This is a genomic window from Rhodobacter maritimus (genome assembly GCF_058747975.1).
In genome coordinates, this window is sequence record NZ_CM179095.1 from 2,839,001 (window position 1) to 2,851,760 (window position 12,760).

At 65.6% G+C, this 12,760-nt stretch carries 9 protein-coding genes; 7 read left to right on the forward strand and 2 right to left on the reverse strand.

Annotated features, from left to right (window positions below; translation table 11 throughout):
• Window positions 1-10: 10 nt before the first annotated feature.
• A complete protein-coding gene (locus AC4PTO_RS14420) occupies window positions 11-322 on the reverse strand; it encodes a hypothetical protein (RefSeq protein WP_492729608.1) in 312 nt (103 codons plus the stop codon).
• Between the two features lie 330 nt (window positions 323-652).
• Between AC4PTO_RS14420 and AC4PTO_RS14425 the strand changes: the two genes are divergently transcribed.
• Both AC4PTO_RS14425 and AC4PTO_RS14430 read left to right on the forward strand, forming a co-directional pair.
• Window positions 653-1,765, forward strand: coding sequence for an efflux RND transporter periplasmic adaptor subunit (locus AC4PTO_RS14425; RefSeq protein WP_492729610.1), 1,113 nt, complete (start codon window positions 653-655; stop codon window positions 1,763-1,765).
• 10 nt (window positions 1,766-1,775) lie between these two features.
• A complete protein-coding gene (locus AC4PTO_RS14430) occupies window positions 1,776-4,844 on the forward strand; it encodes an efflux RND transporter permease subunit (protein WP_492729612.1) in 3,069 nt (1,022 codons plus the stop codon).
• A gap of 43 nt (window positions 4,845-4,887) precedes the next feature.
• Here the strand turns inward: AC4PTO_RS14430 and AC4PTO_RS14435 are convergent, their stop codons facing one another.
• The gene (locus tag AC4PTO_RS14435; RefSeq protein WP_492729614.1) at window positions 4,888-6,483 is read right to left on the reverse strand and encodes a GMC family oxidoreductase; all 1,596 of its coding nucleotides are present in this window, start codon (window positions 6,481-6,483) and stop codon (window positions 4,888-4,890) included.
• 138 nt (window positions 6,484-6,621) lie between these two features.
• Here AC4PTO_RS14435 and AC4PTO_RS14440 point away from each other — a divergent pair, with 138 nt between their 5' ends.
• From AC4PTO_RS14440 to ptsP, 5 genes are all read left to right on the forward strand, one after another.
• A complete protein-coding gene (locus AC4PTO_RS14440) occupies window positions 6,622-7,878 on the forward strand; it encodes a 3-deoxy-D-manno-octulosonic acid transferase (RefSeq protein ID WP_492729616.1) in 1,257 nt (418 codons plus the stop codon).
• A gap of 77 nt (window positions 7,879-7,955) precedes the next feature.
• The gene (locus AC4PTO_RS14445; RefSeq protein ID WP_492729618.1) at window positions 7,956-8,396 is read left to right on the forward strand and encodes a DUF1178 family protein; all 441 of its coding nucleotides are present in this window, start codon (window positions 7,956-7,958) and stop codon (window positions 8,394-8,396) included.
• A gap of 65 nt (window positions 8,397-8,461) precedes the next feature.
• Entirely contained in the window at window positions 8,462-9,106 is a 645-nt protein-coding gene (locus AC4PTO_RS14450) for an SDR family oxidoreductase (RefSeq protein ID WP_492729620.1), read from the forward strand.
• 101 nt (window positions 9,107-9,207) lie between these two features.
• Window positions 9,208-10,467 (forward strand): aspartate kinase, encoded by a 1,260-nt coding sequence (locus AC4PTO_RS14455; RefSeq protein WP_492729622.1) that lies wholly within the window; start codon window positions 9,208-9,210, stop codon window positions 10,465-10,467.
• 39 nt (window positions 10,468-10,506) lie between these two features.
• A complete protein-coding gene (gene ptsP, locus AC4PTO_RS14460) occupies window positions 10,507-12,747 on the forward strand; it encodes a phosphoenolpyruvate--protein phosphotransferase (protein WP_492729624.1) in 2,241 nt (746 codons plus the stop codon).
• Window positions 12,748-12,760 lie beyond the last annotated feature (13 nt).

Consider the following 12,760-nt stretch of genomic DNA (forward strand, 5'->3'; position numbering starts at 1 on the left):
CGGGCGAACCTCAGCGCCCGCCCGCCGGCCCCAGCTTTGTCAGCCGTGCGGCATTGGCCGTGGCACGGCGGCGGATCGGGGCAAGCCCCGCATGCATCACCTTGTGCGCATCTTCCCCTGCAAGGGCCGCGCGCGTCGCCGCGGCGACCGATTGCGCCGCAACCCGCGGCTTTTCGGCGATCATGCGCGACACCTCCGAGGGTTGGGTTGCCCAAAGCCCCATCATACCGGCCAGACGCAGCGCGATCACTGTCTGCGAGGCGATCCCGATACGGGTCAGCTCCATCGAAAGACGCCATTGCGCAAAGGGATCAAAGCTCATGGCCGCGACCTTCTTGGACAGAGGCGCGACATGCGAGGGGTTACAATACCAAAATTACTTGCCACAGGGCCTCCAAGACCGAACACCCCCCTAGGCACAGCTTGCGCCTTCCGGAGCCGAAATAAAACCCCCTCATCCGGCCCCACTTTTATGCACGTTGCAATTTACACACGCCGGCACGCGGAAAAAACTTGCCTGACCCGGAATGCACAGCACATGTGCATGGTGTCTGTTGACAAGGCCTTGCGATTTTGAACCTAACGGTTCAGACAATCCGCTCTTCATACAGGCTGCGAAGAGACTGCGAAATTTCACAGGGAACGAACAGAAATGATCAAACGCTTCATCATCGCGATCGTCCTTCTTGGGGTGATCGGCGGCGGCATCGTCGGGTTCAACATGTTCCGCTCCCAGATGATTGCCCAGTTCTTCGCCACCATGAAACCGGCCCCCGTCACGGTATCGGTCAGCACGGTCGAACCGGCCCGCTGGACCCCCGGTCTTGACGCTATCGGCACCGCGCGCGCCGCGCAGGGGGTCGATCTGGCCATCGAAGCGCCCGGCATCGTGCGCGAGGTCGCCTTCCAGGCCAATGACCGGATCGAGAAGAGCCAGCTCATGGTGCAGATCGACGACCGGACGGAACGTGCCGACCTTGCCGCCGCCCAGGCCGCGCTTGACCTGGCCGAAACGGCGCTTGCCCGCGTGCGCGAACTGCGCGAACGCGGAGTTTCGGCCACCACCACGCTGGATACCGCCGAGGCACAGGCCGTCGAAGCCCGCGCCACCGTGGCCAAGCTGAACGCCGTGCTGGAAACAAAGCGCCTTGTCGCGCCCTTCGCCGGTATCGTCGGCATCCCGCAGGTCGAGCAAGGCCAGTTCGTGACCGCCGGAACGGTTTATGCAACGCTGCAGGACCGCGACAACATGCGTGTCGACTTCAACCTGACCGAACAGCAGGTCGGGATGATCAGCGACGGACAAAAGGTATCGGTGACAACCGAGGTCGGCGATCTGACGCTGGACGGCGCGGTGATCGGGATCGAACCGAAGATCGACCCGAACTCGCGGTTGGTGACGATTCGTGCCGATGTCGATGGTGCGCAGGGCCGGCTGACGCCGGGCCAGTTCCTGCGGGTGCGCGTGCATCTTCCGGAAGAGGACAACGTGATTTCCTTGCCTCAGACCGTCGTGAGTTCAACGCTTTACGGCGATTCCGTGTATGTCGTGCGCGCGGCGGAAACCGCCGAGGATCCCGAGAAGGTCGAACAGGTTTTCGTGACCCTCGGCCGGCGCGCGGGCGACCGGGTCGAAATCACCACGGGCCTTAACGCGGGCGACCGGGTCGTAAATGCGGGCCAGAACAAGCTTTCCGGCGGCGCTCCGGTCGTCATCGACAATTCGGTTTCACCCGATACGGCGGCGCAGGCCGGCGGGAACTGAGGCGCAGAAGATGCATTTCACCGAACTTTTCATCCGTCGCCCCGTACTCTCGAGCGTGCTTGGCGCATTCATGTTGTTGCTGGGACTGCAGGCAGCCTTCAACCTGCCCCTGCGCCAATATCCCGAAGTCGACGAGACCGTGGTGACGATTACCACGGTCTATCCCGGCGCCGCGCCCGAACTGATCCAGGGCTTCATCACTGCCCCCATCGCGGCGGCAGTCTCGACCACCGAGAATATCGACTATGTGACCTCGCAGTCGCGCCCCTCGGCCAGCGTGGTTTCGGTCCAGATGCAGCTCGGCGCCGATCCGGACGTGGCCCTGACCGAGGTTCTGGCCAAGGTCCAACAGGTGCGCGGGCAACTGCCCGGCGAGGCCGAAGACCCGGTCATCGTGAAGGGCAACGGCCAGCAGTTCGCCTTGATGTATCTGGCGGCCCTGAACCCCAACATGACGCCCGAACAGCTGACGGAATATCTTGACCGTGTGATCCGTCCGCGCATGTCCACGATACCCGGCGTGGCCGAGATCCAGATCATCGGCGCAGCCAACTATGCCATGCGTGTATGGCTCGATCCGCTTCGGCTTGCTGCGCGAGGCGTGACCGCGTCCGAGGTGCTGACCGCGATCCGGGCTTCGAACTTCCTTTCGGCGCCCGGCAAAACCGAGAACGAATTCGTCGCCCAGTCCATCTCGCTCAAATCGACCCTGCAAACCCCGGCGGCCTTCGGCGCCCTGCCGATCCGTGCGGATGGCGATGCGGTGGTCCGGTTGCGCGATGTGGCGCGGGTCGAGCTTGCCTCGGCCGATCGCGACGCGATCGTGACGTTCAACGGCCAGCCCGGCACATTCATCGGCGTTTTCCCGACCCCGGCCGCGAACCCGCTCGATACCGCGGGCGCGGTGGTGGCCGAACTGCCCGCCATCAACGACACCCTGCCCCAGGGGATGTCGATCGAGCTGGTCTACGATTCGACCGAAACTATCTCGGCCTCGATCGACGAGGTGTTCAAGACCATCGTCGAGGCCGTCGCCATCGTCATCGTGGTGATCCTGCTGTTCCTTGGCTCGTTCCGTTCGGTTGTGATGCCTGTCGTGACCATTCCGCTGTCACTGGTGGGGGTGATGGCGGTGCTGCTGGCGCTTGGCTATTCGATCAACCTTCTGACGCTGCTGGCCATGGTGCTTGCCATCGGGCTTGTGGTGGATGACGCCATCGTCGTGGTCGAGAACATCCACCGCCATATCGAGGACGGAATGAAACCGTTGCCCGCCGCCGTCCAGGGCATGAAAGAGATTACCGGCCCGGTCATCGCCATGACCATCACGCTGGCGGCCGTGCTTGCGCCTCTGGCCTTCACCGGCGGGTTGACGGGCACGCTGTTCACCGAGTTCGCCTTTACCCTTGCGGGCGCGGTGATCCTTTCGGGGGTGATCGCGCTGACGATCACACCGATGATGTCGGCACGGCTTCTCAGCCACGATCATACCTCGAAGCTGCAACAGTGGGTCGACCGCAAGTCGGACTGGCTGGCGGGGTGGTATGGCCGGCGCGTCGGGTCGTCGCTCGATTACCGTCCGGTTACGATCCTGATGGTGGCGGTTCTGGTGGGGGTGACCGGGTTCATGTTCGTGAACACCTCGTCCGAACTGGCCCCGGAAGAGGATCAGGGCGCGCTCTTTGCCTTCCTGAACGGGCCGCGCTACGCGACGAACGAATATACACAGATGTATATCGACCAGATCGGCGAAAAGACCGCGGATATCGAAGAGGTCCGCACAGATTTCTCGATCGCGGGTTTCAACGGCGCAAGCAATACCGGCATCAACATCTGGGCGCTGAAGGACTGGGCCGACCGGTCGCGCAGCCAAGCCGAGATCCAGCAGGATATCCAGGCACGCCTTGATACCTCGCCCGGCGTGCAGGGCTTTGTCTTCGCTCCGCCGACGCTTCCGGGCACCGGGGGGGGCTTGCCGATCTCGGTGGTGATCCAGTCGATCCATTCGGCCGACCGCGTGGCGGAGGTTGCCGATGAGATCAAGGCAAAGGCCATGACCTCGGGCAAGTTCATCGTCGTGCAAAGTTCGCTGGCCTTCGATGCGCCCGAAGTGCGCGTGACGATCGACCGCGACCGCGCGGCCACGCTCAATGTCCCCGTCTCGGAGATCGGGGCGACGCTCGGGCTTCTGGTGGGCGGTGGCGCGGTGGCGCAATTCGACCGAGATTCCAACAGCTACGACATCATCACGCAGGTCCCGCGCGAGGATCGCGGCAATCCCGAACAACTGGGCAAGTTCTATGTTCGCACGGCCACCGGCGACATGGTGCCGCTGTCTTCGGTGGTGACCATCGAAACCGGCGTCGCCGCCGCCTCGATCGAGCAGTTCAACCAGCTGAACTCGGCCACGATCACTGCCCTGCCGATGCCCGGCCAGTCCACCGGCGACGGCCTGACCGAGATTGTGAACGCCGCGCAGGAGGTGATGCCCGACGGCTTCTTCATCGAGTATTCGGGTCAGTCGCGGCTTGAGGTGAAGCAAGGCAACACCATACTTCTGGCCTTTGCGGCCGCGATTCTGGTGATCTATCTGGTGCTTGCCGCGCAGTTCGAAAGCTTCCGCGATCCCTTCATCATCCTGATGTCGGTGCCGCTGACGATCTTCGGCGCGGTGCTGCCGCTCAATCTCGGTCTCGGCACGCTGAACATCTATTCGCAGGTTGGCCTGATCACGCTGATCGGCCTGATCACCAAGCACGGCATCCTGATGGTGGAATTCGCCAACCAGCAGCGCGAGGAACACGCCCTGTCGCGGCGCGATGCGATCGTCGAGGCCGCCAAGATCCGCCTGCGCCCGATCCTGATGACCACCGCCGCGATGGCGCTTGCGGTGGTGCCGCTGATCCTGGCCGAAGGGGCGGGTGCGGCGGCGCGTCAGGCGATGGGGATGGTGATCTTCTCGGGCCTCTTGATCGGCACCTGCTTCACGCTTTTCGTGGTGCCGATGTTCTACACGCTGATCTCGCCGTCCGACAAAGCCTGGCGCGCCACGCGCGAGGCGCGTCTGGCGGCAGGCTGATACAGCGGCTGTCGCGGCCGGTTAACCCCGGCCGCGATGCCCCTTATCCCCGAGCATCCTCAAGCATCATCGCCGCGCATTTCTCGGCGATCATCATCACGGGCGCGTTGGTATTGCCCGAGGTGATGGTGGGCATGACCGAGGCATCCGCGATGCGCAGCCCGTCAAGCGCCTTCAGCCGCAGGCGCGGATCGACCACGGCACCGTCATCCGCCCCCATCCGGCAGGTGCCCACGGGATGGAAGATCGTGGTGCCGATGTCGCCCGCCGCGCGCACAAGATCCTCTTCGCTGCTGTAGTCCGGCCCGGGCCTAAACTCTTCGGGGGAAAAGCGGGCGAAGGCGGGCTGCCGCACGATCTCGCGCGTCTGCCGGATCGCCTGCGCGGCAACGCGCCGGTCACCATCGGTGGACAGGTAGTTCGGGGCGATCGCCGGGGCATCGCGGAAACTGGCGCTGCGCAGATGCACCGAACCCCGGCTTTCGGGGCGCAGGTTGCATACGCTGGCGGTCATCGCCGGAAAGTCGTGCACCGCATCTCCGAACTTGTCGAGGCTGACCGGCTGGAGGTGATATTCCAGATCCGGCGTGTCCTTTTCGGGGAAAGAGCGTGTGAAGATCCCCGCCTGACTGGGCGCCATGGCCATGGGGCCGGATCGAAAGGCCACATATTGCAACCCGATCATCGCCTTACCGAACAGCGAGTTGGCCATCGTGTTCAGCGTCCGCACACCCTTCACCTTGTAGATCAGGCGCAGTTGCAGATGGTCTTGCAGGTTCTCGCCCACACCCGGAACCTCGATGCGGGGGGTGATGCCGTGCGCGGCAAGCACATCCCCCCGCCCGATCCCCGACAGCTCGAGCAGATGCGGGCTGCCGATGGCCCCCGCGGCCAGCACGGTTTCCCCGGCCTGCACCTCGTAAGGGGCATTGTCGCGCAGGTAGCGCAGGCCCGTCACGCGGCCCTCGGCGATCAGCAGCCGTTCGACCTGCGCGCCGGTCACGATATGCAGGTTGGGGCGGCGGGCGGCGGGGCGCAAAAAGGCCTTGGCCGCGTTCCAGCGCCAACCGCTGCGCTGTGTGACATGGAAGTAACCGCCCCCCTCGTTGTTGCCACGGTTGAAATCGGGGGTGCGGGGGATACCGGCCTCTTCGGCGGCGTCGAGGAACGCATCGAGCACGTCCCACCGTACGCGCGCGCGTTCCACCCGCAGCTCTCCGCCCGCGCCATGCAGGTCCGAGGCGCCTTCGAAGAAATCCTCGTGGCGGGTGAACATCGGCAGCACGTCGTCCCAGCCCCAGCCGGTGCAGCCCGCCTGCGCCCACTGGTCGTAATCGCGCGCCTGTCCGCGCATGTAGATCATGCCGTTGATCGAGGAACAGCCCCCTAGGATGCGCCCGCGGGGATAGATCAGGCTGCGCCCGTTCAGGCCCTTGTCGGCCTCGGTCCTGAAACCCCAGTCGGTGCGCGGATTGCCGATGCAGTAGAGATAGCCCACCGGAATATGCACCCAGTGGTAATTGTCGCGCCCACCCGCCTCAAGCAGAAGGACGCGGTTGCGCGGATCTTCGGACAGCCGGTTGGCAAGCACGCAGCCCGCGCTTCCGGCGCCCACGACGATATAATCATACCGGTCCAATCTTCCCCCCCTTCGGCATTTCCCCGACTGTCCCAATCCCTGCGGAACATGGCAAGGGGCCAGCGACATCTGGCCACATGCTTGCATATGCCGCGCGCGGCGGCTTCTATGGCGCAACCTTGCCCGGATGGACCCGATTTGACGATCTATCGCCTGCTTCTCTCTGTCGTTTTCCCGCTTTTGCTCGGGCGGCTTGTGCTGCGCGTCCTGCGCGGCAAGGAAGGCCTGCGCGACCTTGGCGAAAGGCTGGGGGGCGGGCAGGCGGCCGGGGGGCGTGCGGTGTGGCTTCATGGTGCTTCGAACGGGGAACTGGCCTCGGTCCGGCCGCTGGCCGAGGCGCTGCTGCGCGCCGATCCCGGCCTTGCGCTGCTGATCACCGCCAATACGCTGACGGGGCGGGATTTCGCGCGAAGCTGGGGGCATGAGAGGGTCCGGGTGGCGCTTGCGCCGCTGGACCACCGCCTTGCCGTGGCGCGGTTCCTGCGCCGCCACGATCCGCAAGCCCTGCTGATCGTCGAAAACGAGCTTTGGCCCAACCGGATCGAGATGGCGGCGGCCCGCGGCCTGCCCGTCATCGTGCTGGGCGCGCGCATGTCCCAAAGCTCGGCCCGGAACTGGGCGCGGCTTGCGGGCCTTGCACGGCGCCTGATGGAACGGATCGGCGCGCTGTCGGCGCAGGACGCGGCGTCCGAGGAACGCTTCGTCTCGCTCGGGCTGGACCGGGGGCGGCTCTTGCCGCGCACCAACCTCAAGACCGCCTATGCCGCAGCACCGCCGGACACGGCCTTCCCCGACCTGCCGCGCGCGCGCACGATCCTTGCCGCCTCGACCCATGAGGGCGAGGAAGAGGTGGTGCTGCGCGCCTTTGCCCTTGCCCGCGCGGCGCGGCCCGACCTGCGGCTGATCCTTGCCCCGCGCCACCCCCGCCGCGCACGCCAGATCGGGGCCGAGATCCGCGCGGCGGGATTTGCCTTCGGACAAAGGTCCACGGGGGACGCGCCGGGGGAGGCGCCGGTCTACCTGGCCGACACGATGGGCGAGATGGCGAACTGGTATGCCGCCGCGGGGGTCTGTTTCGTAGGCGGCTCGCTGGCCCCGCGGGGCGGCCACACCCCGTTCGAGCCCGCCGCCTATGGTGCGGCGATCCTGCACGGCCCGGACGTGTCGAATTTCGCCCCGGTCTATGCCGCGCTGGATGCGGCCGGCGGCGCGCAAGAAGTCCGCGATGCCGAAAGCCTGGCCCGCGCCCTTGACGCGCTTTCCGATCCGCAGGCGCAGGCCCGCATGGCAGAGGCCGCGCGCTTGGCCCTGTCGTCCCTGTCGCAGGATGCCGATCAGGGCAGCCTCGTGCAGGCCGTCCTTGCCCTTGTCGCCGAAGGCGCACCCCGCCCCTGAGATGCCGGCCACGGCACCTGCGGGCTTGCATTTATCCGGCCAGGGAATAGATCATCATGTATCAGACAGGTGCAAAAATGATCCGGTTTTCGCTCAGATGCGATCAAGGCCACGGCTTCGACAGCTGGTTCCAGTCTTCCGAGGGCTTTGAGAGGCTTGCGGCGGCCGGGCTGGTTGCCTGCGCGGTCTGTGGCTCGGCCAATGTGGAAAAGGCGCTGATGGCCCCCGCACTGCGGACCGAGCGGCAGGATCGGCCCGAAGGCAGCGATCCGGCCGGGCAGCTTTCCAAGCCGGAAACCGAGGTGGAACAGGCCATCGCCGCCCTGCGCAAGCACCTTGCCGACAATTCCGATTATGTCGGAATGAACTTCGCTGCCGAGGCCCGCGCCATGCACGAAGGCACCGTGCCCGAGCGCCCGATACACGGCGAAGCCAAGGCCGAGGACGCCCGTACCCTGATCGAGGACGGCATTCCCGTGACGCCACTGCCCTTCCTGTCGCCGCGCAAGACGAACTGAACGCTTGCACCCTTCGCCCACTGCGCCATCATGGACGGGGGCACGGCAATCACGGAGGGTCCGACATGGCAGTTCTCATTACCGGGGCGAACCGCGGCATCGGCGCGGCACTTCTGTCGCATTACCGGCAAGAGGGCCGCGCGGCCTTTGGCACCGCGCGCAAACCCGTGGGCGACCAGCTTCCGCTTGATGTCACCAGCGCCGAAAGCCAGCACGCGCTTGCGCGGCGGCTGAACGGCATGCCGATCTCGTTGCTGGTCTGCAATGCCGGGGTCTATCCCGACAAGGGCCAATCTCTGGACAGGGGCTATCCGCCCGCCCTGTGGCAGGCCGCCTTTGCGGTGAACGTGACGGGCGTGTTCCTGACCATCCAGTCGCTGCTGCCGAACCTGCGCGCGGCCACGGGCAAGATCGCGATCCTGTCCTCGACCATGGCCTCGGATGCGAATGCGCCGGGCGGCAGCTATATCTACCGCGCTTCGAAGGCGGCGGCGCTGAACCTCGGGCGCAACCTTGCCGCCGACCTTTCCCCCGAGGGGATCGCGGTGGGGATCTATCACCCCGGATGGGTCAAGACCGACATGGGCGGCCCCGGCGCCGAAATCGCGCCAGCCCAAAGCGTGGCGGGCCTTGCGGCGCGTTTTGCCGCACTTTCCCCCGCCACGACAGGCTGCTTCGAGGCATGGGACGGAAGCCCAATTCCGTTCTGAACACGATTTCCCCTTGCGGCGCGGTGTCACGATCTCTTGCATGCGCCCGCCCCTTCCGCTAGCAGAAGCGCAATTCTTTCGGGCGGTCCAGGGGGGTATCCATGCCGCTTCTCGTGATGAAATTCGGCGGCACCTCGGTGGCCGATCTGGCGCGCATCCAGAATGCGGCCGAAAAGGTCCGCCGCGAGGTCGAACGCGGCTATGACGTGATCGTCATCGTCTCGGCCATGTCGGGCAAGACGAACGAGCTGGTGGGCTGGGTCGAACAGACCTCGCCGCTGTTCGACGCGCGCGAGTACGATGCCGTCGTAGCCTCGGGCGAAAACGTCACCGCCGGGCTGATGGCGCTGACCCTGCAAGAGATGGGCGTGCCCGCACGTAGCTGGCAGGGCTGGCAGGTGCCGATCAACACGACCTCCGCGCATTCGGCGGCGCGCTTCGTGTCGATCCCGCGCGACAATATCGACACGAAATTCGCGGAAGGCATGAAGGTCGCCGTGGTGGCAGGCTTTCAGGGGGTTTCGCCCGAAGGGCGCATCACCACGCTGGGGCGCGGCGGGTCGGACACCACGGCCGTGGCCTTCGCCGCCGCCTTCGGCGCGGAACGCTGCGACATCTACACCGATGTGGACGGCGTCTATACCACCGATCCGCGCATCTCGGCCAAGGCGCGCAAGCTTGACCGCATCGCCTATGAAGAGATGCTGGAACTTGCCTCGCTTGGCGCGAAGGTGCTGCAAACCCGCTCGGTCGAGCTGGCGATGCGCTATGATGTGCGCCTGCGGGTGCTGTCCTCGTTCGAGGATACCGACGAAAACTCTGGAACCCTGGTCTGCGGCGAGGAAGAACTCATGGAATCGAAAGTCGTCTCGGGTGTCGCCTATTCGCGCGACGAAGCGAAAATGACCCTCGTCACCGTCGAGGACCGCCCCGGCATCGCCTCGGCGATCTTCGGGCCGCTGTCCGAGGCGGGCGTGAACGTGGACATGATCGTCCAGAACATCTCGGAGAAGAACTACGAAGGCCACCCCGAGCCGGTGACCGACATGACCTTCTCGTGCCCGATCAACCAAGTCGCGCGCGCGAAAAAGGCGATGGAGGATGCCCGCGCCAGCGGCAGCATCAAATATGACGACCTGAACGTGGATACCGAGGTGGCGAAGGTTTCCGTGGTGGGAATCGGCATGCGTTCACACGCAGGGGTTGCAGCGACGATGTTCAAGGCACTTGCTGCTGAAAACGTGAACATCAAGGTTATCTCCACGTCCGAAATCAAGATTTCGGTCCTGATCGACCGGAAATATATGGAACTGGCGGTTCAGGCACTCCATGATGCCTTTGAACTGGAGAAATCGGCCTGATCTTGCAGGCCCTTGGTCCGTGGGGGCTGACCGCGCAACATGCCAGACCGCAGTAACAGCGACAGCCGCACCCTGCTGCGACGTCTGCGCGACACGCTTGCGACCCCCGGCAAGGGGCAGGAGCGGCTGGACCGGATCACCCATCTGATCGCCGATTCCATGGGCACGCAGGTGTGCTCGATCTACCTGTTCCGCGACCCCGAGACGCTGGAACTCTGCGCGACCGAAGGGCTGAACCCCGACTCGGTCCACCAGACGCGGCTGAAACTCGGCGAAGGACTCGTGGGCCGCGTCGCCCGTTCGGGCCTGCCGATCAACACCGGCGATGCCCCCTCGGCGCGCGGCTTCCGCTATATGCCCGAAACCGGGGAAGAGGTGTTTTCCTCTTTCCTCGGCGTGCCGATCCAGCGTGTGGGCGAAAGGCTGGGCGTGCTGGTGGTGCAGTCCAGATCGGCGCGCGAATTCTCGGAGGACGAGGTCTACGGGCTTGAGGTCGTGGCCATGGTCCTGGCCGAGATGACCGAGCTTGGCGCCTTTGTCGGCGACGGCGAGGGGATCGGCGCCGCGCATCGCTTTCCGATCACCTTCCGCGGCGCCACCGGGCAGGAAGGCGCCGCCGAGGGCCGCGTCTGGCTGCACGAGCCGCGCGTCGTGGTCACCAACCCCGTCGGCGACGACCCCGAGACCGAGCTTCAGCGCCTTGACGAGGCGGTGGAAAAGCTGCGCGCCCAGATCGACGAGATGCTGGCCGACAGCGCCGGGCTGGACAAAGAGCATCGGCAGGTTCTGGAAACCTACAAGATGCTGGCCCATTCACGCGGCTGGTTGCGCCGCATGGCCGAGGATATCGGGCTGGGCCTGTCGGCCGAGGCTGCCGTCGAAAAGGAACAGTCGACCGCGCGCACACGCCTTGCTCAGGCGCCCGACCCCTATCTGCGCGACCGGCTGCACGATATCGACGACCTGTCGAACCGGCTTTTGCGGATCCTGACGGGTCAGGGCAAGGATACCGGCGCCGAACTGCCCGAGAATCCGGTTCTCGTGGCGCGCAATATCGGCCCGGGCGAGCTTCTGGAATATGGCCGTGCGCTGCGCGGCGTGGTGCTTGAGGAAGGGTCCGTCGGATCGCATGCCGCGATCGTGGCACGCGCGCTGTCGATCCCGCTGGTGATCCATGCCGAGCGCATCCTGGCCGAGGCGCTGAACGGCGATGCGATCCTTGTCGATGGCGATCAGGGCGTTGCCCATCTGCGCCCCGAGGACAGCGTGGCCGCCGCGTTCCGCGACAAGATCGCCATGCAGACCGAGGCGCAGAAACGCTACGCCTCGCTGCGTGATCAGCCCGCGCAGGCGCTGTGCGGCACCACGGTGTCGCTGATGATGAATGCGGGGCTGATGGCCGACCTGCCGTCGCTTGCGGGATCGGGGGCCGATGGGGTCGGGCTTTTCCGGACCGAGCTGCAATTCCTGATCCGCACCCGCGTTCCGCGCCGGGGCGAGCTGGCCGCGCTTTACAGCCATGTGATGGATGCCGCACAGGGGCGGCGGGTCAATTTCCGCACGCTCGACATCGGCTCCGACAAGGTCCTGCCCTACATGAAGCCGCAGGACGAACCGAACCCCGCGATGGGATGGCGCGCGATCCGCGTGGGGCTGGACAAGCCGGGCGTGCTGCGCATGCAGCTTCAGGCGCTGATCCGCGGCGCGAAGGGCCGCCCGCTGACGGTGATGTTCCCCTTCATCGCCACGCCGGACGAATTCCACGAAGCCCGCGCGATGCTGCTGCACGAACGCGACCGGGAACGCGACAACGGCCAGCTTGCCCCGTCAGAGCTTTTGATCGGGGCGATGCTGGAAACGCCCTCGCTGGCCTATGCGCCCGACAGTTTCTTCCAGGCCTGCGATTTCATCTCGATCGGGGGCAATGACCTCAAGCAGTTCTTCTTTGCCGCCGACCGCGAGAACGAGCGCGTGCGCCGCCGCTACGATACGCTGGACACCGCCTTCCTGAACTTCCTTGAAACCATCGTGACGCGTTGCGCGGCCACGAATACGCAACTGTCCTTCTGCGGCGAGGATGCCGGGCGGCCGATCGAGGCGCTTGCCCTTGCGGCCCTGGGCTTTCGCACGCTGTCGATGCGGCCCGCCTCGATCGGGCCGGTCAAGCACCTGATCCGGCGCACCGATCTGGGTGCGTTGCGCGCGGTGATGGACGAGGCCCGCGCCCGCGGCGCCACGTCGGTGCGCGGCGATGTGATGCGCCACCTGGCCAATCCCTGACGCAAGGGCAGCG